The 24,120-nt window shown below is 61.5% G+C and carries 23 protein-coding genes; 13 read left to right on the plus strand and 10 right to left on the minus strand.

Annotated features, from left to right (window positions below):
* Positions 1–68: 68 nt before the first annotated feature.
* The 4 genes from AC06G5_RS17820 to AC06G5_RS17835 form a co-directional block, all read right to left on the minus strand.
* Complete coding sequence (locus tag AC06G5_RS17820) at positions 69–1,253, minus strand: porin (RefSeq protein ID WP_413428771.1); 1,185 nt, start codon at positions 1,251–1,253, stop codon at positions 69–71.
* Between the two features lie 208 nt (positions 1,254–1,461).
* Positions 1,462–2,268 (minus strand): sulfite exporter TauE/SafE family protein, encoded by an 807-nt coding sequence (locus tag AC06G5_RS17825; RefSeq protein ID WP_413704611.1) that lies wholly within the window; start codon positions 2,266–2,268, stop codon positions 1,462–1,464.
* 9 nt (positions 2,269–2,277) lie between these two features.
* A complete protein-coding gene (locus AC06G5_RS17830; RefSeq protein ID WP_413428887.1) occupies positions 2,278–3,522 on the minus strand; it encodes an NAD(P)/FAD-dependent oxidoreductase in 1,245 nt (414 codons plus the stop codon).
* Positions 3,523–3,688: 166 nt separating this feature from the next.
* Positions 3,689–4,030, minus strand: a complete 342-nt coding sequence (locus AC06G5_RS17835; protein WP_413428886.1) for an ArsR/SmtB family transcription factor — start codon at positions 4,028–4,030, stop codon at positions 3,689–3,691.
* A 103-nt stretch (positions 4,031–4,133) separates the two neighbouring features.
* Between AC06G5_RS17835 and AC06G5_RS17840 the strand changes: the two genes are divergently transcribed.
* Positions 4,134–4,997 (plus strand): MBL fold metallo-hydrolase, encoded by an 864-nt coding sequence (locus AC06G5_RS17840; RefSeq protein WP_480457829.1) that lies wholly within the window; start codon positions 4,134–4,136, stop codon positions 4,995–4,997.
* A 114-nt stretch (positions 4,998–5,111) separates the two neighbouring features.
* On the opposite strand, the gene bkdR is transcribed toward AC06G5_RS17840, so the two are convergent.
* Positions 5,112–5,600 (minus strand): Bkd operon transcriptional regulator BkdR, encoded by a 489-nt coding sequence (bkdR, locus tag AC06G5_RS17845; RefSeq protein ID WP_007976593.1) that lies wholly within the window; start codon positions 5,598–5,600, stop codon positions 5,112–5,114.
* Between the two features lie 185 nt (positions 5,601–5,785).
* On the opposite strand from bkdR, the gene AC06G5_RS17850 reads away from it, so the two are divergent.
* The 5 genes from AC06G5_RS17850 (at position 5,786) to AC06G5_RS17870 (ending at position 12,005) form a co-directional block, all read left to right on the plus strand.
* Positions 5,786–7,021, plus strand: a complete 1,236-nt coding sequence (locus AC06G5_RS17850; protein ID WP_480457832.1) for a thiamine pyrophosphate-dependent enzyme — start codon at positions 5,786–5,788, stop codon at positions 7,019–7,021.
* A gap of 1 nt (position 7,022) precedes the next feature.
* Entirely contained in the window at positions 7,023–8,081 is a 1,059-nt protein-coding gene (locus AC06G5_RS17855; RefSeq protein WP_413427805.1) for an alpha-ketoacid dehydrogenase subunit beta, read from the plus strand.
* Positions 8,082–9,356 carry a dihydrolipoamide acetyltransferase family protein gene (locus tag AC06G5_RS17860; protein ID WP_413427804.1) on the plus strand — a complete coding sequence of 425 codons (1,275 nt, stop codon included), beginning with the start codon at positions 8,082–8,084 and terminating at the stop codon, positions 9,354–9,356.
* Between the two features lie 3 nt (positions 9,357–9,359).
* Positions 9,360–10,742, plus strand: coding sequence for a dihydrolipoyl dehydrogenase (lpdA, locus tag AC06G5_RS17865; protein ID WP_480457835.1), 1,383 nt, complete (start codon positions 9,360–9,362; stop codon positions 10,740–10,742).
* A 243-nt stretch (positions 10,743–10,985) separates the two neighbouring features.
* The gene (locus tag AC06G5_RS17870; RefSeq protein ID WP_480457837.1) at positions 10,986–12,005 is read left to right on the plus strand and encodes a branched-chain amino acid aminotransferase; all 1,020 of its coding nucleotides are present in this window, start codon (positions 10,986–10,988) and stop codon (positions 12,003–12,005) included.
* A 66-nt stretch (positions 12,006–12,071) separates the two neighbouring features.
* On the opposite strand, the gene AC06G5_RS17875 is transcribed toward AC06G5_RS17870, so the two are convergent.
* Positions 12,072–12,830 (minus strand): ArsR/SmtB family transcription factor, encoded by a 759-nt coding sequence (locus tag AC06G5_RS17875; RefSeq protein WP_480457839.1) that lies wholly within the window; start codon positions 12,828–12,830, stop codon positions 12,072–12,074.
* Between the two features lie 79 nt (positions 12,831–12,909).
* On the opposite strand from AC06G5_RS17875, the gene AC06G5_RS17880 reads away from it, so the two are divergent.
* Positions 12,910–14,019, plus strand: coding sequence for a cytochrome P450 (locus AC06G5_RS17880; RefSeq protein WP_413704607.1), 1,110 nt, complete (start codon positions 12,910–12,912; stop codon positions 14,017–14,019).
* Between the two features lie 25 nt (positions 14,020–14,044).
* Here the strand turns inward: AC06G5_RS17880 and dmeF are convergent, their stop codons facing one another.
* Positions 14,045–14,977: a CDF family Co(II)/Ni(II) efflux transporter DmeF gene (gene dmeF / locus AC06G5_RS17885; protein ID WP_413427799.1), complete on the minus strand. Its 933-nt coding sequence runs from the start codon at positions 14,975–14,977 to the stop codon at positions 14,045–14,047.
* A gap of 13 nt (positions 14,978–14,990) precedes the next feature.
* Entirely contained in the window at positions 14,991–15,266 is a 276-nt protein-coding gene (locus AC06G5_RS17890; protein WP_046037323.1) for a metal/formaldehyde-sensitive transcriptional repressor, read from the minus strand.
* A 222-nt stretch (positions 15,267–15,488) separates the two neighbouring features.
* On the opposite strand from AC06G5_RS17890, the gene AC06G5_RS17895 reads away from it, so the two are divergent.
* Positions 15,489–16,520 (plus strand): D-cysteine desulfhydrase family protein, encoded by a 1,032-nt coding sequence (locus tag AC06G5_RS17895; protein ID WP_413427808.1) that lies wholly within the window; start codon positions 15,489–15,491, stop codon positions 16,518–16,520.
* Between the two features lie 3 nt (positions 16,521–16,523).
* On the opposite strand, the gene AC06G5_RS17900 is transcribed toward AC06G5_RS17895, so the two are convergent.
* A complete protein-coding gene (locus tag AC06G5_RS17900) occupies positions 16,524–16,862 on the minus strand; it encodes an FKBP-type peptidyl-prolyl cis-trans isomerase (RefSeq protein ID WP_413427798.1) in 339 nt (112 codons plus the stop codon).
* A gap of 173 nt (positions 16,863–17,035) precedes the next feature.
* Here AC06G5_RS17900 and AC06G5_RS17905 point away from each other — a divergent pair, with 173 nt between their 5' ends.
* The 4 genes from AC06G5_RS17905 to AC06G5_RS17920 all read left to right on the plus strand — a co-directional run bounded on the left by AC06G5_RS17905 (position 17,036) and on the right by AC06G5_RS17920 (position 21,127).
* Positions 17,036–18,109 carry a diguanylate cyclase domain-containing protein gene (locus tag AC06G5_RS17905; RefSeq protein ID WP_413427797.1) on the plus strand — a complete coding sequence of 358 codons (1,074 nt, stop codon included), beginning with the start codon at positions 17,036–17,038 and terminating at the stop codon, positions 18,107–18,109.
* A gap of 120 nt (positions 18,110–18,229) precedes the next feature.
* A complete protein-coding gene (locus tag AC06G5_RS17910) occupies positions 18,230–18,835 on the plus strand; it encodes a DJ-1/PfpI family protein (protein WP_480457843.1) in 606 nt (201 codons plus the stop codon).
* Between the two features lie 184 nt (positions 18,836–19,019).
* Complete coding sequence (gene tcuC / locus AC06G5_RS17915) at positions 19,020–20,324, plus strand: MFS transporter (RefSeq protein ID WP_413427795.1); 1,305 nt, start codon at positions 19,020–19,022, stop codon at positions 20,322–20,324.
* Positions 20,325–20,350: 26 nt separating this feature from the next.
* The gene (locus AC06G5_RS17920) at positions 20,351–21,127 is read left to right on the plus strand and encodes a substrate-binding domain-containing protein (RefSeq protein ID WP_480459906.1); all 777 of its coding nucleotides are present in this window, start codon (positions 20,351–20,353) and stop codon (positions 21,125–21,127) included.
* On the opposite strand, the gene AC06G5_RS17925 is transcribed toward AC06G5_RS17920, so the two are convergent.
* Positions 21,117–22,031 (minus strand): LysR family transcriptional regulator, encoded by a 915-nt coding sequence (locus AC06G5_RS17925; protein WP_413427794.1) that lies wholly within the window; start codon positions 22,029–22,031, stop codon positions 21,117–21,119. The two genes, AC06G5_RS17920 and AC06G5_RS17925, sit on opposite strands and share 11 nt — an antisense overlap.
* Positions 22,032–22,187: 156 nt before the next feature.
* On the opposite strand from AC06G5_RS17925, the gene AC06G5_RS17930 reads away from it, so the two are divergent.
* Positions 22,188–23,996, plus strand: a complete 1,809-nt coding sequence (locus AC06G5_RS17930) for a monovalent cation:proton antiporter-2 (CPA2) family protein (protein WP_413427793.1) — start codon at positions 22,188–22,190, stop codon at positions 23,994–23,996.
* The last annotated feature ends 124 nt before the right edge of the window (positions 23,997–24,120 follow it).

The raw sequence follows: 24,120 nt of genomic DNA on the forward strand, positions 1-24,120 counted from the left end.
CGCTTCGATGGGATGAGACGGTTGGCGACCCTCGCCGCGATGCGCACGGCCAGGGCCACCTCCCGGGTTTACCAGGTCAGCACCGCGCCCACGGCAAAGGTGTCGGTGTCTTCATTCTGGGCACTGGTGTCGTGGCCGTTGATTTCGAACTGGTTGTACTCGGCCACCAGCTTGAGGTTGTCGTTCACGTCATGGAACAACGCGATGCCGCGGGTCTCGTAGTCCGCGCCGCTGCCGACCACGCCGTTGCCATCGTCATTGGTCTTGCCGTAGGACAAGGCCAGGCGGTTCTTGCCCAGTTTGTAGGAGCCCTGCAACAGGTATCCGTCGCTGTCGACATTGCGCAGGGTCGGCTCGCCGGCATTGTTGGTGAAAAACGGGTTGATGCCCTTGGCCTGGAAACCCGACCCGGTGAGGGACAAGCCGCCCATCTTCGCCTGTACACCATAACCGACACCCTTGGAGGTGACGGTCTCGACTGTGGAATCAGTGTTGTCCGAGGTCTGGTAGCTGCCGTTGACCCAGCTGTAGATCTTTGCCCCGGCCAGGTCGAACTGATAGGTGATTTCGCTCTCGGTACGCGGGTTTTCCTGATAGGCCTTGCCCGTCGGGCTGCTGTCGTTGGTGTCTACCGGGTCCATGATGCCTACCGCCACACGCAGGCCGTCCATCACCGGGGTGCGATAGGTTATCTGCGAGGTCGGGAACGGATACGGGTAACCGGTGCCGATGTTGCCGAACGACACCCCGCCGCCATCCACCAGCCCCAGCGTATCGCTGACCTGACCGTAACCGGCGAGCATTTCGTCGAGCAGGATGTTGGAGCGGGCGAACAGCCCGAAGTCTTTGCCGATCAGCACTTCGCCCCATTCCGGGTTGGCTACGGTGCCATAGAACTGCCGCACATCGATGGCTGTGTCGGTGCCGTTGGTTTGGCTGTCGTTGATGGTGACCCAGAACGAGGCGCGGGCGCCGAGCTTGAGATCGTCTACCTGCTTGCCCATGTTGAACCCCAGGTAGTTGGGCAAAAAGCCCATCTTTACCCGCGACTGCCGACGGTCGAACTGCTCGCCGGCCCGGTCGACATCACTGTTCACGTAAAAGGCGTTGATGTAGCCGTCGGTGGAGAACGTCGTCTGGTCCTTGTCGTACAGCATGATTTCCGCCTTGGCCACCGGGCTCAGGCCAAGGGCAGACAGGCTGGCGATGAAGGCTGGCAGAAAACGATGCGTGAAGTTCTTATTGTTGTGCATGGCGCGCTCCGAAACGGGGACTGAGTGTCGGAGGCGATTATCGAAACCTGACCGGCGGCGCCATACGCTGCCTTGGGGGTGGTTTTCAGCTGCTTTGGACTGGACGGCGGTGCGTGACCACTATGGCGTACGACCGCTGGTCGGCGAGGCTCGCAACTTAGGGTGTAGGCCTGCGGACCTGACTGGCGTCCGCAGGAACCGGTACCGGTCAGGCGTTGGCTTTGAACAGCATGTAAGCGGCGACCACCACGCAGATGCTGGCGAACCCGACCTGCAACCCCCGCGCCGGTACCCGCGCGCACAGCTTGCGGCCAACGATCATGCCGGCGATGCTGGCGCCGATGAAAGCGGCACCGACGCCGTCAATGCGCACGCCGGCATGGAACGCGCCAATCACCCCGATGGCGGAAATCAGGCTGATCACCATCAGCGAGGTGGCGACAATCCCGCGCATTTGCACATCGGTCAGTTGCTTGAATGCCGGGACGATCAGAAAGCCGCCGCCCACCCCCAGCAACCCCGACACCACCCCCGTCACCGCACCGAGTGCGGCGAGGGTCGCGGTGCATTTGGCGGTCCAGGAAAAGCGCCCGGTCTGTTGATCGAGCATGCAGTTCTTCTGGCCCCAGTTGGCGTGCCCATGATCGCTCGGGCCGTCATCCTTGCGTTCACGGCGCAACATCCGCCAGGCCACCATGACCATCAACAGGCTGAACAGGATCATCAGGATTTTTTCCGGCAACTGATGGGCGAAGTAGATGCCCACCGGCGAAAACACCGCACCGAGTGCTGCGATCAACAACGCCGCGCGATAACGCACCAGGCCATGGCGCAATCCATCGATGGCGCCGACCGCTGCAGCACTGCCCACCGCGAACAACGCCACCGGAGCGGCCTGGGTCATGCTCCAGCCCAACCCCAACACCAGCGCCGGGACCGCAAGGATACCGCCGCCGGCGCCAGTCAAGCCGAGCACCAACCCCATCACTACGCCAAACAGACTTGCCAGCAACATAGGGAGTTCTCAGTCGACCCTGGACACACGCGTCAGCCACTCACGGCCCTTGAGCATACCGTTCCAGTAGAACCACGGTAGCAGTGTCGCCTTCAGCCACCACGCCGAGCGGCGCGGGGTCGTCGGGTCAAGGGGAAAGGTCGGCAGCAACTTGCCCGCATAACCGAACTCGGCAAGGATCACCTTGCCCTTCTCCACCGTCAGCGGACAGGAGCCATAGCCGTCGTACTTCAGCGGCAGCGGTTGTTGCTTGCGCAAGGCCAGCAGGTTTTCGGCCACCACCACGATCTGCTTGCGCACCGCAGCTGCGGTTTTTGCATTCGTGGTGCCGCAGATATCACCCAGCGCGAAGACGTCGGGATAACGCGGATGCTGCAGGCTGTGCGGATCGACCTCGCACCAGCCAGCGGTGTCGGCCAGCGCGCTGCGGGCGATGAAATCCGGGGAGACCTGGGGCGGTACGACATGCAGCAGGTCAAAGGCTTTTGCCTGACGGGTGACATTGCCATCGGCATCCCTGACCTCGAACCATGCGGTTTTCGCCGGGCCGTCGACCTTGACCAGATTCGAGTTGAACGCCAACCGGGCCTTGTACTTCTCGATGTACTTCATCAGCGGCGGGACAAACGTCGCCACACCAAACAGCGCCGCGCCGGCCAGGTTGAATTCGACGTCAATGTTGTTCAGCACACCGGTCCTGTTCCAGTGATCGCAGGACAGGTACAGCGCCTTTTGTGGCGCTCCCGCGCATTTGATCGGCATGGCCGGCTGAGTGAACAGCACCTTGCCGCCGCGCAATTTCTGCACCTGATCCCAGGTGTAGGTCGCGTGCTGATAGCTGTAATTCGAGGTCACGCCATGCTGGCCGAGGGTTTCCTCCAGACCTTCGATTTTCTCCCAGGCCAGGCGCAGGCCGGGGCAGACGACCAGATTGAGATAGCTGACCGTGCGCGCGTCACTGAGGGTGAGTTGGCGTTTGTCAGGATCGATGCCGGTCACGGCAGCCTGCACCCAATTGGCCCCGCGCGGCATCACCGACGCTGTCGGCCGCACGGTGTTTTCCACGTTGAATGCACCACCGCCGACCAGCGTCCAGGCCGGTTGATAGAAGTGCCGGGGGCTGGGTTCGATCACGGTGACGTTCAGATGCGGGCTACGCTTGAGCAGGCTGGCGACAAGGCCGATGCCCGCCGTGCCGCCGCCGATGACCACGATATCTGCACTGATGGATGGGCCCCAGTGTTGATCGTTCATTGCTTGTTCCTTATTGCTGCACGCAAGGATTTTTCTAGTCAGTACACAAAACTACTGTGGGAGCGGGCTTGCTCGCGAAAGCGGTGGGTCAGCCAATGAAGGTGTCGACTGACACTATGTCTTCGCGAGCAAGCCCGCTCCCACAGGTTCGGGGTGTTGAACAGGATCAGGGTTGAATCCAGCTTTTAAACACCGCCCCGCAATAAAGTCCGGAGAGGGTTTTCATCACCTGGATCACTTCATGACTGGCGAGACCGTAAAAAATGTACTTGCCTTCACGACGGGTCGCGACCAGTCCTTCATCGCGCAGGACCCCCAATTGCTGGGACAGGCTCGGTTGGCGCACGCCGGTCATTTTCTCCAGCTCGCCTACGTTGCGCTCACCCTGGGTCAGCTGGCACAGGATCAACAGGCGATCCTCATTGGCCAGGGCCTTGAGCAGCGCACAGGCCTTGGAGGCCGAGGCGCGCAGTTGGGCGACTTCACATTCGGTCAGACTGGATTGCATTTGCAGGATGCCTTCAACGTCACTTAAGCTGTGAACATTATGTTTTTATGTAAAGTGTTGCAACCCACGACTGACTTTTCTACCCCTGCACAGGTCCATGTTCATGCCCGCGCTGATTGAAGCTTTCCTCGACCCCGCCTCCTCGACCTACAGCTATGTGGTTTACGAGGCCGATGGCGGGCAGTGTGCGATCGTCGACCCCGTGCTCGACTACGACGGTGCCGCCGGGCGTACCGCGACGACCCAGGCAGACAAAATCATCGCCTTCGTCCGTGCCCACAAGCTGCAGGTGCAATGGCTGCTGGAAACCCACGCCCACGCCGATCACCTGTCCGCCGCGCCTTATCTGCGGCGGGAGCTGGGTGGCAAGATCGCCATTGGCGAGTCGATCAGCAAGGTCCAGGACGTGTTCAAGGCGCTGTTCAATCTGGAACCCTCCTTTCGCGTCGACGGCTCCCAGTTCGATCACCTGTTCGCCCCCGACGAATCGTTCATGATCGGCAACCTCAAGGCCACCGCCCTGCACGTGCCCGGCCATACCCCGGCGGACATGGCTTACCTGGTCGACAGCGATGTGATTCTGGTGGGCGACACGATGTTCATGCCCGACGTCGGCACCGCCCGCTGCGATTTCCCGGGCGGCAATGCCAACCAGATGTTCGCCTCGATCCACAAACTGCTGGCCTTCCCCGCCAGCGTGCGGCTGTTCGTCTGCCACGACTACCCGCCCAATGGCCGCTCCCCCCAGTGCCAATCCACCGTCGGCGAACAACGCAAAAACAACATTCATATACATGACGGGATCGATGAAGCCGCGTTCGTGGAAATGCGCACACGACGTGATGCAGGGCTGGGCATGCCGACGCTGTTACTGCCGGCGATCCAGGTGAATGTGCGGGCGGGGAATTTGCCGCCGGCCGAGGGCAATGGCGTGACTTACCTGAAAATCCCTCTGAACAAATTCTGACCCTGTAGGAGCGAGCTTGCTCGCGATGGACTTGAGGGCAACGCGTTTATCCAGAAGACTCGCGTTATCGTTAACGTCCATCGCGAGCAAGCTCGCTCCTACAGAGTGATCGTGTCAGTTGCCCAGAGTCAGGCCATTGGCCGGCAACGGCAACGCAGTCTTGTAGCGCACTTGCTTGAGCGCAAAGCTCGAACGAATGTTCGCCACCCCCGGCACCTTGGTCAGAAAATCCATCATGAAGCGCTCCAGCGACTGAATGGTCGGCACCAGTACCCGGATCAGGTAGTCCGGGTCGCCGGCCATCAGGTAGCACTCCATCACCTCGGGGCGGTCGGAAATCGCTTCTTCGAAATGCTGCAACGCCTCCTCCACTTGCTTCTCCAGGCTGACGTGAATGAACACGTTCACATGCAATCCCAGCAGGTCGGCATCCAGCAGCGTCACTTGCTCGCGAATCACCCCCAGTTCTTCCATGGCCTTGACCCGGTTGAAACACGGTGTCGGCGACAGGTTCACCGAACGCGCGAGGTCGGCGTTGGTGATGCGTGCATTCTCCTGAAGGCTGTTGAGAATGCCGATATCGGTACGGTCCAGTTTGCGCATGAGACAAAAACACCTGCTTTTTATGTTTATGCAGTTTTTTTATCTGCAAATGATCTTTAACGCAACGAAACAGAGAGAAATATTCTTCTTGGGCGGGCCTATGATTGTTGTAGGACAAGATTTCATTTACCGAATGAAATCTGTCAGCTCACTACAAGAAATTCACAAGATCGAGCGTAGAAGCCATGACCCAAGCGTATGAACCGCTGCGCCTGCACGTCCCCGAACCTTCGGGCCGCCCAGGGTGCAAAACCGACTTCTCCTACCTGCACCTGACCGATGCCGGCACGGTGCGCAAACCTTCCATCGACGTTGAACCCGCCGACACCGCCGACCTGGCCCGTGGCCTGATCCGCGTGCTCGACGACCAGGGCAATGCCCTTGGCCCCTGGGCTGAAAACGTGCCGGTGGAGATTCTGCGCAAGGGCATGCGCGCCATGCTCAAGACCCGCATCTACGACAACCGCATGGTGGTCGCCCAGCGTCAGAAAAAAATGTCGTTCTACATGCAAAGCCTTGGCGAAGAAGCCATCGGCAGCGCCCAGGCCCTGGCCTTGAACATCGACGACATGTGCTTCCCGACCTACCGCCAGCAAAGCATCCTGATGGCCCGCGACGTGCCGCTGGTCGACCTGATCTGCCAGTTGCTGTCCAACGAGCGCGATCCGCTCAAGGGCCGGCAATTGCCGATCATGTACTCGGTCAAGGACGCCGGTTTCTTCACCATTTCCGGTAACCTCGCCACCCAGTTCATTCAAGGCGTGGGCTGGGGCATGGCCTCGGCGATCAAGGGCGACACCAAGATCGCCTCGGCGTGGATCGGTGACGGCGCCACCGCCGAATCGGACTTCCACACGGCCCTGACCTTCGCCCACGTGTACCGCGCCCCGGTGATCCTCAACGTGGTCAACAACCAGTGGGCGATTTCCACCTTCCAGGCGATTGCCGGCGGTGAAGCCACCACCTTCGCCGGTCGTGGCGTCGGTTGCGGCATTGCCTCCCTGCGGGTCGATGGCAACGACTTCGTCGCCGTCTATGCCGCCTCTGCCTGGGCCGCCGAACGTGCGCGCCGCGGTCTCGGCCCGACCATGATCGAATGGGTCACCTACCGCGCCGGCCCGCACTCGACCTCCGATGATCCGTCGAAGTACCGCCCTGCCGATGACTGGAGCCACTTCCCGCTGGGTGATCCGATTGCGCGCCTCAAGCAGCACATGATCAAGATCGGCCACTGGTCGGAAGAGGAACACGCCACCGTCAGCGCCGAACTGGAAGCCGAAGTGATCGCCGCGCAAAAAGAAGCCGAACAGTACGGCACCCTCGCCGGCGGCCAGATTCCGAGCGCCGCGACCATGTTCGAAGACGTCTACAAAGAGATGCCGGAGCACTTGAAGCGCCAGCGTCAAGAGTTGGGGATCTGACATGAACGATCACAACAACAAAATCGAGCTGGAAACCGCCATGACCACGACCACCATGACCATGATCCAGGCCCTGCGCTCGGCCATGGATGTGATGCTTGAGCGTGACGACAACGTCGTGGTCTTCGGCCAGGACGTGGGCTACTTCGGCGGCGTGTTCCGCTGCACCGAAGGCCTGCAAGCCAAGTACGGCACCTCGCGGGTGTTCGACGCGCCGATCTCTGAAAGCGGTATCGTCGGCACCGCCGTGGGCATGGGCGCCTACGGTCTGCGCCCGGTGGTGGAGATCCAGTTCGCCGACTATGTGTACCCGGCGTATGACCAGATCATTTCCGAAGCCGCGCGCCTGCGTTATCGCTCGGCCGGCGAGTTCACCGCGCCGCTGACCCTGCGCATGCCCTGCGGTGGCGGCATCTATGGCGGCCAGACCCACAGCCAGAGCATCGAGGCACTCTTCACTCAGGTGTGTGGCCTGCGCACCGTCATGCCGTCCAACCCCTACGACGCCAAAGGCCTGCTGATCGCCTCCATCGAAAACGATGACCCGGTGATCTTTCTGGAGCCGAAACGCCTGTACAACGGCCCTTTCGACGGCCACCACGAGCGTCCGGTGACCCCATGGTCGAAACACCCCGCCGCACAGGTTCCGGACGGCTACTACACCGTACCGCTGGACGTTGCCGCCATCGCCCGTCCGGGCAAGGACGTCACCGTGCTGACCTACGGCACCACCGTCTACGTGTCGCAAGTCGCCGCTGAAGAAAGCGGCGTGGATGCCGAAGTCATCGACCTGCGCAGCCTGTGGCCGCTGGACCTGGAAACCATCACCAAGTCCGTGAAGAAAACCGGGCGCTGCGTGATCGTTCACGAAGCCACCCGCACTTGCGGCTTCGGCGCCGAACTGACGGCGCTGGTGCAAGAGCACTGCTTCCACTACCTGGAAGCGCCGATCGAACGCGTCACCGGTTGGGACACCCCCTACCCGCACGCGCAAGAGTGGGCGTATTTCCCAGGGCCGTCCCGTGTGGGCGCGGCGTTGAAACGGGTCATGGAGGTCTGAATGGGCACGCACGTTATTAAAATGCCGGACATTGGCGAAGGCATTGCAGAAGTTGAATTGTCGGTGTGGCACGTCAAGGTCGGCGACATGGTCGTCGAAGATCAGGTGCTGGCCGATGTCATGACGGATAAGGCGATGGTGGATATTCCGTCGCCCGTGCATGGCAAGGTCATTGCCCTCGGTGGCCAGCCGGGCGAAGTCATGGCGGTTGGCAGCGTGTTGATCAGCATTGAAGTCGAAGGCGCGGGCAACGTTAAGGAGTCGGCGCAACCGGCCCCTGTGAAAGAAGCGCCAGTTGCAGCACCGAAAGTCGATGCCGTGATGGAAAGCAAACCGGTCGCTGCCGCAGCGCCGAAAGCTGCCATATGCCAAGGCCCGATGGTGGCTCGCGAAGCCGATGAACGTCCGCTGGCCTCGCCGGCCGTGCGCAAGCATGCGCTGGACCTCGGTATTCAATTGCGTCTGGTACGTGGCAGCGGCCCCGCCGGACGGATTCTGCACGACGACCTCGAAGCCTATCTGGCCCAAGGTCAGTCGAACGCTTCGGCACCGGCCCCCGCCGCTTATGCCCAGCGCACCGATGAACAGCAGATCCCGGTGATCGGCATGCGCCGCAAGATTGCCCAGCGCATGCAGGACGCCACCCAGCGCGCCGCCCACTTCAGCTACGTCGAAGAAATCGACGTCACCGCCGTGGAAGAGTTGCGCGCGCACCTCAACGAAAAACATGGCGCGACTCGCGGCAAACTCACGCTGCTGCCGTTCCTGGTCCGCGCCATGGTCGTCGCCCTGCGCGACTTCCCGCAAATGAACGCCCGCTACGACGACGAAGCCCAGGTCATCACCCGCCTCGGCGCCGTACACGTTGGCGTCGCGACCCAGAGTGACGTCGGCCTGATGGTGCCGGTGGTGCGTCACGCCGAAGCGCGCAGCCTGTGGGACAGCGCGGCGGAAATCGCCCGCCTGGCCACCGCCGCACGCAACGGCAAGGCCAGCCGCGACGAGCTGTCCGGCTCGACCATTACCCTGACCAGCCTCGGCGCCTTGGGCGGTATTGTCAGTACGCCGGTGCTGAACCTGCCGGAAGTGGCGATTGTCGGCGTCAACAAGATCGTTGAGCGACCAATGGTGGTCAAAGGCCAGATCGTGATCCGCAAGATGATGAACCTCTCCAGCTCCTTCGATCACCGCGTGGTCGACGGCATGGACGCGGCGCTATTCATCCAGGCCATCCGTGGCTTGCTCGAACAACCCGCTACCTTGTTTGTGGAGTAATTCATGCAGACTCTGAACACCACGCTGCTGATCATCGGCGGCGGCCCTGGCGGTTATGTGACGGCGATCCGTGCTGGCCAACTGGGCATTTCGACCATTCTGGTGGAAGGTCAATCCCTGGGCGGCACCTGCCTGAACATCGGCTGCATTCCATCCAAGGCACTGATTCACGTCGCCGAGCAGTTCCACCAGACACAACACCACAGCCAGCATTCGGCCCTGGGCATCAGCGTTTCGGCGCCGACCCTGGACATCGGCAAGAGCGTGGAATGGAAGGACGGCATCGTCGATCGCCTGACCACCGGCGTCGCGGCGCTGCTGAAAAAGAACAAGGTTCAGGTCATTCAAGGCTGGGCCAGGGTCATCGACGGCAAAACCGTGGAAGTCGGCGACACGCGCATCCAGTGCGAACACCTGGTGCTGGCCACCGGCTCCAAAAGCGTCAACCTGCCGATGCTGCCGATCGGCGGGCCGATCATCTCGTCCACCGAAGCCCTGGCGCCGACATCCGTGCCCAAGCGCTTGATTGTGGTCGGCGGCGGTTACATCGGTCTGGAGCTGGGCATTGCCTATCGCAAGCTCGGCGCCGACGTCAGCGTGGTGGAGGCGCAGGAACGCATCCTGCCGGCCTACGACGCCGAACTGACCCAGCCTGTGCACGACGAACTGAAAAAACTCGGCGTGAAGCTTTACTTGAAACACAGCGTGCAAGGCTTTGATTCACAGCAGAATACCTTGCAAGTTCTGGATCCGAACGGCGATACCCTGCACCTGGAAACCGATCAGGTGCTGGTGGCCGTCGGGCGCAAGCCGAACACCCAGGACTGGAACCTCGAAGCGCTGAACCTGGAGATGAACGGTTCGTCGATCAAGATCGACAACCGCTGCCAGACCAGCATGCGCAACGTGTATGCCATCGGTGACCTGAGCGGTGAACCGATGCTCGCGCACCGGGCCATGGCCCAGGGCGAGATGGTCGCCGAACTGATCAGCGGTAAATCCCGCGAGTTCAACCCGACCGCCATCGCCGCCGTGTGCTTCACCGACCCGGAACTGGTGGTGGTCGGCAAGACCCCCGACGAGGCCAAGGCCGCAGGCCTGGACTGCATCGTGTCGAGCTTCCCGTTCGCCGCCAATGGCCGGGCCATGACACTGGAGTCGAAAAGCGGCTTCGTGCGCGTGGTCGCCCGTCGCGACAATCATGTGATTGTCGGCTGGCAAGCGGTGGGCGTTGGCGTCTCGGAGTTGTCCACGGCGTTTGCCCAGAGCCTGGAGATGGGCGCGCGGCTGGAAGACATCGGCGGCACCATCCACGCGCACCCGACGCTGGGTGAGGCGGTGCAGGAAGCGGCGTTGCGTGCTTTGGGGCATGCATTGCATCTGTGATTCAGAGTGATTGATGGCGGCAGTGCTGGCCTCTTCGCGAGCAAGCCCGCTCCCACATCTGGAATGCATTCCCCTGTGGGAGCGGGCTTGCTCGCGAATTCTCAAGGTCAACGCGAATTATCTGTCCGTCATCCGATAGTCCGGGCTGCGAAACCGGCCCGGAATGAAGTATTGTTGTGCCCATCCGGAAAAACGTCAGAAGCCTTGAACCGTTTCGGCGGTTGTTAAGTGATAGAGGGTGTCATGGGTAACGAAAGCATCAACTGGGACAAGCTGGGTTTTGACTACATCAAGACCGACAAACGCTATCTGTCGTACTTTCGCAATGGCGAATGGGACAAAGGCACCCTGACCGAAGACAATGTGCTGCACATCAGCGAAGGCTCCACTGCCCTTCACTATGGCCAGCAATGCTTCGAAGGCATGAAGGCCTACCGTTGCAAGGACGGCTCGATCAACCTGTTCCGTCCGGACCAGAACGCCCTGCGCATGCAACGCAGTTGCGCCCGGCTGCTGATGCCGCAAGTCGACACCGAGCAATTCATCGAAGCCTGTAAAGAAGTGGTCCGTGCCAACGAGCGCTTCATTCCGCCGTACGGAACCGGCGGCGCGCTGTACCTGCGCCCGTTCGTGATCGGCGTGGGTGACAACATCGGCGTGCGTACCGCCCCCGAGTTCATCTTCTCGATCTTCTGCATCCCGGTTGGCGCCTACTTCAAGGGCGGCCTGACCCCGCACAACTTCCTGATCTCCAGCTACGACCGCGCCGCGCCACAAGGCACCGGTGCCGCCAAGGTCGGTGGCAACTACGCCGCCAGCCTGATGCCGGGCTCCCAGGCCAAGAAGGCGCATTTCGCCGACTGCATCTACCTGGACCCACTGACCCATACCAAGATCGAGGAAGTCGGTTCGGCCAACTTCTTCGGGATCACCCACGACAACAAGTTCGTGACCCCGAACTCGCCATCGGTACTGCCGGGCATCACCCGTCTGTCGCTGATCGAACTGGCCAGGTCCCGCCTGGGTCTGGACGTGGTCGAAGGCGACGTGTTCATCGACAAGCTGGCGGACTTCAAGGAAGCCGGTGCTTGCGGTACTGCGGCCGTGATCACGCCGATCGGCGGCATCAACTACAACGACAACCTGCACGTGTTCCACAGCGAAACCGAAGTCGGCCCGATCACCCAGAAGCTCTACAAAGAGCTGACCGGCGTGCAAACCGGCGACATCGAAGCGCCAGCAGGCTGGATCGTCAAGGTTTGACCTGACGCCAGACGCACAAAAGCCCCCCATCGGGTGACCGATGGGGGGCTTTTTCATGGTTGCGATTCAGCGACTGGACGCCGCCCCCGCAGGAGCGGCCACAGGCTGCGATCTTTTGCCGTCACGTTCCAGCGGCAACTCAACCCCAAACCGCCCCGCGATCTCCTTGCGCCCCAACGCCGTCAGCGCCAGCGCGCGACTGTCCAGATCCTGCGTCACCCACTTGCGCTTGAGTGCCGTTTGCAGCAACGCCGCGCCCAGCGACCCACCCAGATGCGGCCGGCGCATGCTCCAGTCCAGGCATGGGCAGGCAAAGCGGCGACGCAATGTGCTCAAGTCCTGGACCTCGATCCCAAGCCCCTGAAACATTGCCGTACCGCTGTCACTCAAGCGATAGGCCTGTTCGTCGGTTTCCTCCAGCCAGCCAGCCTCAAGCATCCGGTCATGCAACAGTACGGCAAGGGTCCCCGCCATGTGGTCGTAGCAGGTGCGGGCAAATTGCAGGCGATCCGGCGTACGCGACTGGAACTCCGGCGTGGCATTCCGGCCGAGCACCATCAGCGCTTCAAGGGCCTGGGCCACGCGCTTGTCCGCCAGGCTGTAATAGCGGTGACGTCCCTGAACGTGCAGCCGCACCAGCGCCAGTTCCTTGAGTTTGGCCAGGTGGGCACTGGCGGTCGACGCGCTGACTTCGGCCACCGCTGCCAGTTCGGTACTGGTGCGGGCGTGACCGTCCATCAGCGAACAGAGGATTTTCGTCCGCGCCGGCTCAGCGATGCCTGCCGCCACCTGCGAGACGCCAATGTCGTGTTGTTCTGCGCTCATATTTCGCTCCCGGACGAATCAACGTCCTTTCGAACTGGAGATAGTAGCAACACTTTCCAACAACAAAAGGCCGCGACCCATGGACCCGATCATCGCTGCGACCCATGCCGATCCTTATCCCTACTACGCACAACTGCGTGCCGAGGGTGGGCTGGCCTTTCATCCGGGGCTGAAAATGTGGGTGGCCAGCAACGCCCGGGCGGTGGCTGCCGTGCTGGCCCATCCCGACTGCCACGTTCGCCCCGCACAGGAGCCCGTCCCGAGGGCGATTGCCGATGGCATGGCCGGCCAGGTGTTCGGCCAACTGATGCGCATGAACGAGGGCGAGCGCCAGCGCTGTCCACGGTCGGCGATTGCGCCGGGGCTGGAGTTGATCGATGCGCGGGAAGTCGAGGCCCTGGTCAGCGCCCGGTTGATCACCGCCGACGCCGCCGGCCTGTACAACGCCATGTTCCGTGGACCGGTGTGCGTGGTGGCGGCGTTGCTGGGATTCACCCCGGCTCAGGGTCGCGTCATCAGCGAACTGACGGCGGATTTCGTGGCTTGCCTGTCGCCCTTGAGTACCGCAGCACAGTTGACCGCCGCCCACGCTGCCGCCGAGCAATTGAGCGGTTACTGTGTCGAGCTGCTGGCCGACCCGGACAACCACAGCCATCTGCTTGGAGGCATCCGCCAGCGCTTCGCGTCCGGCGCGCCGCAAACGCTGATCGCCAACCTGATCGGCCTGTTTTCCCAGACCTTCGAGGCCACTGCCGGGCTGATTGGCAATGCCGTGCTGGCATTGATTGAACATCCGTCGTTGGCCAGTGAATCAACCCCTGTTGAAGACCTGCTGGCCGAAGTGCAGCGCTTCGATCCGCCGGTACAGAACACCCGCCGCTTCGTCGCCGCCGTCTGCGAGATTGACGGGGTGAGGCTGGATGCCGGAGACGTGATCCTGGTGCTGCTGGCCTCGGCCAATCGCGACCCGCAACTCAACGACGACCCCGACGCATTCCTGCTCGACCGCCCGAACCGGCGCAGTTTCACCTTTGGTGCGGGGCGCCATCAATGTCCGGGGCAACGGCTGGCATTGAGCATTGCCGGCGCTACGCTCAAGCAGCTTCTGGCGATGAGGCCAGCACTGGAGCACCTGAAGCGGGAATTCCGTCCGTCCGCGAATGGACGAATTCCGCTGTTCAGTGATTGACCGAAGGTCCCGTCCTGAAAGCCGCTCAGGCAGTGCGATATTCGACGGTCAGGTGAGACAGCTCATGGACCGGCGCCAGCCGTTCGCGAATGGCGTCGGCACTGACATCGGCCGTCGCCACGACGCTGACAATCGCCGCCCGCGCCTGCGGGCCGACCTGCCACACATGCAGATCGCTGATACGCACATCGTCCGACGACTCGAGCAGTTGTCGAATCTCATCGGCAACCTGTGCATCCGTGACATCGAGCAACACCGCAGCGCTGTCACGCATCAAGCCAACGGCCCATTTCGCGATGACAATGGCGCCCACGATACCCATCACCGGGTCCAGCCACACCCACCCCAGATACCGCCCGGCCAGCAATGCGGCAATCGCCAGCAGCGAAGTCAAGGCGTCGGCCAACACATGGACATAGGCTGAACGCAGGTTATTGTCGTGATGGTGATGATGGCCGTGATCATGACTGTGCCCATGATCGTGGCCATGATGACCGTGGTCGCCCGCCAGCAAAAAGGCGCTGACAATGTTCACCGCCAGCCCCACCACCGCAATCACTGTCGCCTCGGTGAATGCCACTGTGGTGGGCTGAAACAGGCGAAAAACCGACTCACCGGCAATGCCGATCGCCACCAGTCCCAGCACCATGGCCGAGGCAAAACCCGCCAGATCCCCGACCTTGCCGGTGCCGAAGCTGTAACGCGCATTGTTGGCATTGCGCCGCGCGAACCCATAGGCCGCCGCAGCGATGCCCAAGGCCCCGGCGTGGGTGGCCATGTGAAAGCCGTCAGCCAGCAACGCCATGGAACCGGTGATGTAACCGGCGGCAATTTCGCCAATCATCATCACAAACGTCAGCGCCACCACCCATAAGGTGCGGCGGGCGTTTTCATCATGGGAGGCGCCGAGAAACACATGGTCGTGGGAAAAACGTGAAGCCTGTGGTGTCAGTGTCATGGGATTCAGGCCTCTATTTGGCATAACGACGGATGGCCAGCAACAAGTCTTCCACGCCCTGGGCGCGCTCTTCGTCGCTCAGGTCTGGATGGGCCACGTGCTCACGGGCGTGGGCGTCGATGAACTGCTCCAGCAGACCATTGACCGCCCCCCGGATGGCGGCCACCAGATGCAGGGTCTTGGCGCAATCGGCATCGGACTCGAGCGCTCGCTCCACGGCTTCCACCTGACCGGCAATGCGCCTCACCCGCTTGATCAAGTCATCTTTGTGTTCGTGAATGTGTGACATATATATACCCCCTACCCCTATATGACACCTATGATCGCCAATAGAGTGGAGCCTGGCAAGGCACAACCAGATGATTGGCCGCTAAACGTTCAGGTTCAATCCCCCTGCTGCCCGACTGATTAGTTACACCGGGTTAAAACAGTCATGACCGACAGTGCGTTTATCCCGCCGGCCTTTCTCCATAGAGTCACCCGGATCATGGTGAACAACGAGGCTCGACTGATGCAAACCCAACTGGACAAGGCACTGAGTGTTTTCGCGCGGGCAGACCTGTTGCAAGGTCCCACCCCCATTCAGCGCGCCGCGCGACTCGAACAGCTGCTGGGCCTGGACAAGCAGGGTATCGGCCTATTCCTCAAACGCGACGACCATATGTTGATCGGCGCGGGCGGCAACAAGCTGCGCAAGCTTGAATTCCATATAGGCGCGGCGCTGCAAGCCGGGGTCGATACGATCATTACCGTGGGCGGCATCCAGTCCAATCATGCCCGCCTGACTGCCGCCGTGTGCGCCCGGCTGGGCATCGCCTGCGAATTGTTCCTGACCCGGGCCGTGGCCAAGGCCGAGGTGGATTACGAGCTCAACGGCAACGTGCTGCTCGACCAGTTGTTCGGCGCGCAGATGCAGGTGTTTGCCGGCGGCACCGACTCACTGGCCAAAGCCGAGGCCAGGGCGGCGCAGCTTCGGGACTCCGGGCACAAGGTCATGGTGCTGCCAACCGGTGGCTCGACGCCCCTGGGCAGCCTCGGCTATGCCAGCTGCGCAGGGGAAATCGCCCGGCAAGAGGCAGAACTGCAAGTCGCATTCAATCAAGTGGTGGTACCCAACGGCAGCGCCGGCACGCATGCCGGGCTGGCGGCGGGTTTCCAATTGCTGGGCCGGGGCGCGTCGCTGGTCAAGTCGTTCTCGGTGCTGTCCGACCAGGAATCATCAACAGCGAGAACCCTGCAACTGACCCGCGAGACATTGGCACTACTGGACAGCAGCGCCGAGGTGCGGGCTGACCAGCTGGTGATTGACGGCAGCCAGTTGGGTGCCGGCTATGGACTGCCAACCGTCGCCATGCAGGACGCGGTACGCCTGATGGCGCGTGCCGAAGGCCTGCTGGTCGACCCGGTGTACTCCGGCAAGGCGTTTGCCGGATTGCTCGCCGACCTGCAGCAGCGGCGCTTCGCCCCCGGGGACAATGTGCTGTTCATCATGACCGGTGGAACGCCCGGCCTGTATGCGTACCGGGAAACCTTTCAGGCCTGACGCTCAATCATCCCGCGTCAGCACTTCCAGCAATTCAATTTCGAAGATCAGGTTCGAATTCGGCGTGATCTTGCCCATGGTGCGCTCGCCATAGGCCAGGTGCGCCGGCACCAGCAACTTGCGCTTGCCGCCGACCTGCATTCCGATGATGCCCTGGTCCCAGCCCTTGATGACCCGCCCGGTGCCGATCACGCACTGGAAGGGTTTGCCACGGCTGTAGGAGGAATCGAATTCGGTCCCGTCCTCCAGCCAGCCACGGTACTGGGTGGTGATCAGCGCGCCTTTTACGGCGGCTTTTCCGTCACCCGGCTGGAGATCGATTACCTGAAGCTCGTCATTCATTGAATTCACTCGTATGCTCACTCGCCCTCAAGGGCCTGATGGGCGCCGTTTTCCCAGATTTACCTTCGATTGGCAACCATTGCCGCCTCCGCGCACGGCGTTCAAAGCTGTTTGCTGAACTAAAATAATCTACTACTACCCGTACGGTTCACCGCTCTGATGGCCATCCCCGAATGATCCTGCTCTGGACCAGCGTCATCCTTGGCTCAATGACGCTCACCCTGATCGTCGCGCTGGTCTGGCGCGAGCGCTCGCTGCAAAAGCAACTGGCAGAGTATCGCGCGATCATCAACAGCCTGTCCGAAGGCCGGAACATCCACCAGGATGACGACGCCGAGCGCTTCAAGCGCAGCCAGTATTTCGCTCGTATCGGTACCTGGGATTGGGATGTCGACACCGACCGGCTGTACTGGTCAGAAGCCATTTTCGGCATGTTCGGCTTCAAGGTCGGCGAAGTGACGCCCTCCTATGCCCTGTTCTGCTCCTGCGTGCACCCGGACGACCGGCTCAGGGTTCGGGCCGGCGAACTGCGTTGCCTGCAAACCGGCGAAAACCATGATGAGGAATACCGCGTGGTCTGGCCCGACGGGACGATCCGCTGGCTGCGGGAAACCGGAAACGTGGTCAAGAATGAACACGACGAAACGATCAAGATGATGGGCGTGGTACGCGACATCACCGAAGAAAAGGCCTCGGCCAACTACCTCAAGCACCTGGCCCATTACGACCCTTTGACCGGCCTGCCCAATCGCCTGGTGCTCGAAGAGCGCCTGTCCGAAGCGCTGGAACAAGCGCGCGCCAGCGCTACGCGGGTGGCGCTGGTATTTGTCGATCTCAATGGCTTCAAGGCCATCAACGACCGCTATGGCCATGCGGCCGGCGATCGGGTGCTGGTCACTACCGCCACGCGGCTCAAGCGCATTCTGCGCGGCACCGACACCGTCGCCCGGATCGGTGGCGACGAATTCGTGGTCATTCTCCAGGACTTGCCCCAAGGTAAAAGCCTGCAAGACGAAGCGCGCACCATCTGCCAGAAAATCTTCGTCGAACTCTCCCCGCCCGTCAGCATCGGCAACGACCAGCGCCATATCGGCACCAGCCTCGGCGTCGCCATGTTCCCCGACCATGCACCGAGCATTGACCGCTTGCTGCACATTGCCGACCTGGCGATGTATGAGGCCAAGCGCAGCGGGAACAACCAGTATCGGTTGGGCACCGAGAGCGTTGTGCGGGCATACAGCCAGTAACGCGATGTCGGCGGGTGCCTGCTTTCGTTACATGACTGTTATCATAATAATGTCTCGAACTGTACCGGCAACGTTGAGGGGCACCCGGGTAGGCTGCTCAAAAAACCATCGGAGTTCGCCATGCATATCGCCATCCTGACCTTTGACGGCTTCAATGAACTGGACTCGCTGATCGCCTACGGCATGCTCAGCCGGGTTTCCCTGCTCGGGGACAAGGATTGGCGCGTGAGCGTCGCATCGCCGACCGCGCGGGTCACGTCGATGAATGGCTTGAGCATCGATGCGCACATCGGTCTCGCCGAGGCCTGTCAGGCGGATGCGGTGCTGCTGGGCAGCGGCCGCAAGACCCGGGAAGTGGCCGCAAACCCGGGGATCATGGAGCAACTGCAATTCGATCCCGCACGCCAGCTGCTGGCGGCCCAGTGTTCCGGCACCTTCCTGCTGGCCAGACTCGGCCTGCTCGGGGATGCCCCGGCCTGCACCGATGCCATCAGCAAACCCTGGGTGCTGGAAGCCGGGGTCAATGTCGTCAACCAGGCCTTCTACGCTAACGGCAACGTTGCCACCGCGGGTGGCTGCCTGGCGTCGCAATACCTCGCGGCCTGGATCCTGGCCCGTTTGAAAGGCCGCGAAACCGCCCGGGAAGTGCTGAACAATTTCGCCCCTGTGGGTGAGAAGGATGAGTACGTGGCCCGGGGGATGGGGCATATCGAGGCGTTTATTTGATCGGTAGCCATCCAGCCTGACGCAGTATCGGCCTTGTCCCCGGATGCATTGATCCACTTCGCGCATCAATGCATGCCAACAATGCAATTAACATATCGATGCCCCTGCTCCACTATCCGCCCCAATAAGAACCGTGCGCCGCGTCCAGCCGGAGCACGTCATAAAAGCGGTGGAGTACACGTCAATGACAGCATCAATCCAACGGCCCGCGACTACCGGTCGCTCCCGGGCCAACGCAATCTTCCGGGTCACCTCGGGCAACTTCCTCGAACAGTTCGACTTCTTCCTTTTTGGTTTCTATGCCACGCAGATCGCCGCCGTGTTCTTCCCGGCCAGCAGCGAATTCGCCTCGCTGATGATGACCTTCGCCGTGTTCGGTGCAGGCTTTTTGATGCGCCCGTTGGGCGCCGTGGTGCTGGGTGCCTACATCGATGATGTGGGTCGACGCAAAGGGTTGATCGTGACCTTGTCGATCATGGCCAGCGGCACCATCCTGATTGTGCTGGTGCCCGGTTACGAATCCATCGGTTTGTTCGCCCCGGCCCTGGTGCTGATCGGGCGGCTGCTGCAGGGCTTTTCCGCCGGTGCGGAGTTGGGTGGCGTGTCGGTGTATCTCGCCGAAATCGCCACACCCGGCCACAAGGGCTTCTTTACCAGTTGGCAGTCGGGTAGCCAGCAAGTGGCAATCATTGTCGCCGCCGCGCTGGGCTATGCCTTGAACCAGTGGATGGCACCGGGTGTGATTGCCGATTGGGGCTGGCGGATTCCGTTTTTCGTCGGCTGCATGATCGTGCCATTCATCTTCCTGCTGCGCCGCAACCTGGAAGAAACCGAAGAGTTCGCCACCCGTAAACACCGTCCGAACATGGGTGAAGTGTTCCGCACCCTGGGGCAAAACTGGCTGATCGTGTTCGCGGGCATGATGATGGTCGCCCTGACCACCACCGCGTTCTACCTGATCACGGTGTACGCACCGACCTTCGGTAAAACCGTGCTGCAGCTGAGCACGTCCGATGCGCTGTTGGTGACGTTGCTGGTCGGCGTTTCCAATTTCATCTGGCTGCCGATTGGCGGTGCTCTCTCGGACCGTATCGGTCGACGCCCGGTGTTGATCGTCATGGCCTTGCTGGCCATCGCCACCACCTACCCGGCACTGACCTTTCTGGTCAACGCGCCCAGCTTCATCCACATGCTGTTGGTCTTGCTGTGGCTGTCGTTCATCTACGGCCTGTACAACGGCGCGATGATCCCGGCGCTGACGGAAATCATGCCCGTGGAAGTGCGAGTCGCCGGGTTCTCGCTGGCATACAGCCTGGCCACGGCCGTGTTCGGCGGGTTCACTCCGGCAATATCGACCTTGCTGATCCAGTACACCGGCGACAAGGCTGCGCCGGGTTACTGGATGAGCTTTGCAGCACTGTGCGCGTTGTGCGCGACGCTCATGCTCTATCGCCGAGCCTCGAATCGACTGCAAGCGGTTGCGTCGTGAACCTGCCCTTTATCGAGAACATGACCATGAAAAAACTGTTCAATCTGGCCGCCCTCGCGTTGGTGGCCAACCTGGGCTTGAGCGGCATTGCCCGGGCTGAAGAGATCCGTGTGATGACCTCCGGCGGCTTCACTGCGGCCTACAAGATCCTCGGCCCGAAGTTCACCGCCGCCACCGGCAACACCCTCGACACCGCACTCGGTCCATCCATGGGCAAGGCGCCAGAGGCGATTCCCAATCGCCTGGCCCGCGGAGAGCAAGCCGATGTGGTGATCATGGTCGGCTACGCACTGGACGATCTGATCAAACAAGGCAAAGTCGATCCCGCTTCAAGAGTCGAGCTGGCAGATTCGCGCATTGGCCTGGTCGTGCGCGAAGGGGCACCGAAACCGGATATCAGCAACGTCGAGGGCCTGAAAAAGACGCTGCTCGCTGCTGAATCAGTGGCCTACTCCGACAGCGCCAGCGGCGTGTACATCGAACAGCAGCTGTTCAAACGCCTGGGTATCGAAGACCAACTCAAGCCCAAGTCGACCATGGTTCCGAAAGTCCCCGTGGGCTCGGTGGTTGCCACTGGCGATTATCAACTGGGCTTCCAGCAAGTCAGCGAGTTATTGCCGGTGCCGGGGGTGAGTTTCGTGGCGAAGATTCCGGAGTCAGTGCAGTCGGTGACCCGGTTTGCCGCCGGTATCCCGGTAGGTGCACAGCACCCGGTCGAAGCCAAAGCCCTGCTGGAATACATGGCTTCGGCCCAGGCTCAACCGGACGTAAAAGCGACCGGACTGGACTCGGTCAGTCGCTGACCGACGGCTGCAGGACTTTCATCTCCACCACCAGTCGTTCCAGTTCAAGTGCCGCCGGGGTCAGGGTTCGCCCCCGGCGCTTGATCAGACCGACGCTGCGCATCACTTGCGGATCAGTCAATGGCACCCGCGTCAGGATCGGGTGATCCGCTGCCGGCATCGCCATCAACGGCACCGCTGCCACACCCAACCCGGCCTCCACCAGACCGATCATGGTGGTCACGTGGCGGGTTTCGCAGATACTCGGCCGCTGCGGCACCACGCCGGTCAACGCCTGATCCAGCAGAAAGCGATTGCCCGAGGTTTTATCCAGCGAGATGTAATCCTGCCGGTAGAACTCGTTCCAGGTGACGCTGCTTCGCCCCGCCAGCGGATGATCGCGCCGGCACGCCACTACATACCCCTCTTGCACCAAGGGCTCGAAATCCACTTCGGCTTCCAGCGTGCCCATGAAACTCAGGCCGAAATCCGCTTCGCCATTGACTACCGCGCTCAACACCTCGTGGGCGCTGGAGTCCAGCACCTTGACCTTGATCTTCGGAAACTGCCGATGATAGTGCGCGATCACCCGCGGCATGAAGTAGTAAGCCGCCGAGGGTACACAGGCGACTGTGACGTGACCGAGCCGGGTCGAAGCGACTTCGCTGATGCCCAGCAATGCCACGTCCAGATCGTCCAGAAGGCGTTCGACGCTGGGCATGAAACCCCGTCCGGCCTGGGTCAGGCTGACCTTGCGCGTGGTGCGCTCAAACAGCTTCACGCCCAGGGCGTCTTCGAGCTTTTCAATCCGCCGGCTCAAGGCTGGCTGGGATATCCGCACGGAATCGGCCGCCTTGCGGAAGCTGCCCTGCTCGACCACGGCACGGAAGGCTTGCAGGTCATTGAGGTCGAAGTTGATTGCCATGGAGTTGCTCGGAAACGAAGCTGATTGATCAGCTAATTCTATAAATGTAACTAATTAATGCAAATTGTGACATCTGAACCCGGGCGCTTTGCTGACGTCGAAGGGCTCAGCCTTTATTCTTGTCTTCCCCGTTGTACCGAGTTCTGGAGTTTTCTCATGCCCCATGAAGGCAACCTGCTACAAGCCGCGGTCGTGTTCCTGTTGGCGGCCGTGCTCATCGTTCCGTTGGCCAAGCGCCTGCAACTGGGGGCGGTCCTGGGTTATCTGTTTGCCGGTGTGATCATCGGCCCATCGGTGCTGGGCCTGATCGACAACCCGCAAAGCGTCGCGCACATTTCCGAACTCGGCGTGGTGTTGCTGCTGTTCATCATCGGCCTGGAGCTGTCGCCACGACGCTTGTGGGTCATGCGTAAATCAGTGTTCGGCGTGGGTCTGGCGCAAGTGTTGCTGACCGGCTCGGTGATTGGCGCGGTGGCGCTGTGGATCTTCGGCCAGCCATTGAACACCGCGATCGTCCTGGGCCTGGGCCTGGCGCTGTCGTCCACGGCATTCGGCCTGCAAAGCCTGGCTGAACGCAAGGAACTGACCAGCCCCCACGGGCGGCTGGCGTTCGCGATTCTGTTGTTCCAGGACATCGCTGCAATCCCGTTGATCGCCATGGTGCCGTTGCTGGCCGGCGGCGATCAGCCCACCACTGCCGGCGAAGACCTGAACCATGGCCTGCAAGTGCTGGTCAGCATCGCCGTGGTGGTGATCGGCGGGCGCTATCTGCTGCGGCCGGTGTTTCGCATAGTGACCAAAACCGCGTTGCCGGAGGTCTCCACCGCCACGGCGTTGCTGGTGGTGATCGGCACCGCATGGCTGATGGAACTGGCCGGTATTTCCATGGCCCTGGGCGCATTCCTCGCCGGCCTGCTGCTGGCGGACTCCGAGTATCGCCATGAACTGGAAGCCCAGATCGAACCGTTCAAGGGCCTGTTGCTCGGGCTGTTTTTCATCAGCGTCGGCATGGGCGCGAACCTGAGCCTGTTGCTGAGCATGCCGGTCGCGGTGCTGGGCCTGACCCTGTTGCTGATCGCGATCAAACTGCCGCTGCTGTTTGTCGTCGGTCGACTGGCCGGCGGCTTGAAGAAGGTCAGTGCGATCCGCCTGGGTATCGTGTTGGCGGCCGGTGGTGAATTTGCCTTCGTAGTGTTCAAGATCGGTCGCGATCACGGGCTGTTCGCGGCAGAACTGTATGACTTGCTGGTGTTGACCATCACCTTGTCCATGGCTGTGACGCCGTTGTTGCTACTGGTTTGCGCACGGCTGGTCAGCCCGAAAGTGCAACCGGTGGAAGTGCCGGAGAAGTTCCGCGAAATCGACACCGACGCACCACGGGTGGTGATCGCCGGCATGGGCCGCATGGGCCAGATCGTTGCGCGGATCCTGCGCGCACAGAACATCAAGTTCGTGGCCCTCGACACCTCGGTGGAAACCATCGAGCTGTCCCGCAGCTTTGGTGGTGTGCCGGTGTTCTACGGCGACCCGATGCGCCCGGAGATCCTCAGCGCGGCCAAGGTCGGGGAAGCCGAGTTTTTCGTAATCGCCACCGACGACCCGGACACCAACATCAAGACCGCCGAGCTGGTGCACAAGCTCTACCCGCATATGAAAATCATCGCCCGCGCCCGCAACCGTCAGCATGTGCACCGGCTGATGGACGTCGGCGCTCATGCCGTGCGCGAAACCTTTCATTCGAGCCTGGAAATGAGCCGCAAAACCCTGATCGGGTTGGGATTGACCCAGGCCCAGGCGGATGCGCGGATCAAGCGCTTCAAGCAGCACGACGAAGAGGTGCTCGAGGCCCAGCATGCGGTGTATGACGACGCCGCGAAAGTGATGCAGACGGCAAAGGAAGCGCGAGTCGAACTGGCGAAGTTGTTTGAGTCGGATCAGCTGCAGGAGCAGGTGGGCACAAAATGAGGTGGATTTGAGGGCCCCTTCGCGAGCAAGCCCGCTCCCACATTGGATCTTGGGTGCTCACAAATATTGAGCCTGACAGAGCCCCCTTGTGGGAGCGGGCTTGCTCGCGAAAAACGATAACGCG

This window comes from Pseudomonas sp. WT-JTC (assembly GCF_056711565.1).

Excerpts from the sequence above, each read along its gene's own strand:
- AC06G5_RS17820 (WP_413428771.1), bottom strand. The coding sequence starts at position 1,253 with ATGCACAACAATAAGAACTTCACGCATCGTTTTCTGCCAGCCTTCATC.
- AC06G5_RS17825 (WP_413704611.1), bottom strand. The coding sequence starts at position 2,268 with ATGTTGCTGGCAAGTCTGTTTGGCGTAGTGATGGGGTTGGTGCTCGGC.
- AC06G5_RS17830 (WP_413428887.1), bottom strand. The coding sequence starts at position 3,522 with ATGAACGATCAACACTGGGGCCCATCCATCAGTGCAGATATCGTGGTC.
- AC06G5_RS17835 (WP_413428886.1), bottom strand. The coding sequence starts at position 4,030 with ATGCAATCCAGTCTGACCGAATGTGAAGTCGCCCAACTGCGCGCCTCG.
- AC06G5_RS17840 (WP_480457829.1), top strand. The coding sequence starts at position 4,134 with ATGCCCGCGCTGATTGAAGCTTTCCTCGACCCCGCCTCCTCGACCTAC.
- bkdR (WP_007976593.1), bottom strand. The coding sequence starts at position 5,600 with ATGCGCAAACTGGACCGTACCGATATCGGCATTCTCAACAGCCTTCAG.
- AC06G5_RS17850 (WP_480457832.1), top strand. The coding sequence starts at position 5,786 with ATGACCCAAGCGTATGAACCGCTGCGCCTGCACGTCCCCGAACCTTCG.
- AC06G5_RS17855 (WP_413427805.1), top strand. The coding sequence starts at position 7,023 with ATGAACGATCACAACAACAAAATCGAGCTGGAAACCGCCATGACCACG.
- AC06G5_RS17860 (WP_413427804.1), top strand. The coding sequence starts at position 8,082 with ATGGGCACGCACGTTATTAAAATGCCGGACATTGGCGAAGGCATTGCA.
- lpdA (WP_480457835.1), top strand. The coding sequence starts at position 9,360 with ATGCAGACTCTGAACACCACGCTGCTGATCATCGGCGGCGGCCCTGGC.
- AC06G5_RS17870 (WP_480457837.1), top strand. The coding sequence starts at position 10,986 with ATGGGTAACGAAAGCATCAACTGGGACAAGCTGGGTTTTGACTACATC.
- AC06G5_RS17875 (WP_480457839.1), bottom strand. The coding sequence starts at position 12,830 with ATGAGCGCAGAACAACACGACATTGGCGTCTCGCAGGTGGCGGCAGGC.
- AC06G5_RS17880 (WP_413704607.1), top strand. The coding sequence starts at position 12,910 with ATGGACCCGATCATCGCTGCGACCCATGCCGATCCTTATCCCTACTAC.
- dmeF (WP_413427799.1), bottom strand. The coding sequence starts at position 14,977 with ATGACACTGACACCACAGGCTTCACGTTTTTCCCACGACCATGTGTTT.
- AC06G5_RS17890 (WP_046037323.1), bottom strand. The coding sequence starts at position 15,266 with ATGTCACACATTCACGAACACAAAGATGACTTGATCAAGCGGGTGAGG.
- AC06G5_RS17895 (WP_413427808.1), top strand. The coding sequence starts at position 15,489 with ATGCAAACCCAACTGGACAAGGCACTGAGTGTTTTCGCGCGGGCAGAC.
- AC06G5_RS17900 (WP_413427798.1), bottom strand. The coding sequence starts at position 16,862 with ATGAATGACGAGCTTCAGGTAATCGATCTCCAGCCGGGTGACGGAAAA.
- AC06G5_RS17905 (WP_413427797.1), top strand. The coding sequence starts at position 17,036 with ATGATCCTGCTCTGGACCAGCGTCATCCTTGGCTCAATGACGCTCACC.
- AC06G5_RS17910 (WP_480457843.1), top strand. The coding sequence starts at position 18,230 with ATGCATATCGCCATCCTGACCTTTGACGGCTTCAATGAACTGGACTCG.
- tcuC (WP_413427795.1), top strand. The coding sequence starts at position 19,020 with ATGACAGCATCAATCCAACGGCCCGCGACTACCGGTCGCTCCCGGGCC.
- AC06G5_RS17920 (WP_480459906.1), top strand. The coding sequence starts at position 20,351 with ATGAAAAAACTGTTCAATCTGGCCGCCCTCGCGTTGGTGGCCAACCTG.
- AC06G5_RS17925 (WP_413427794.1), bottom strand. The coding sequence starts at position 22,031 with ATGGCAATCAACTTCGACCTCAATGACCTGCAAGCCTTCCGTGCCGTG.
- AC06G5_RS17930 (WP_413427793.1), top strand. The coding sequence starts at position 22,188 with ATGCCCCATGAAGGCAACCTGCTACAAGCCGCGGTCGTGTTCCTGTTG.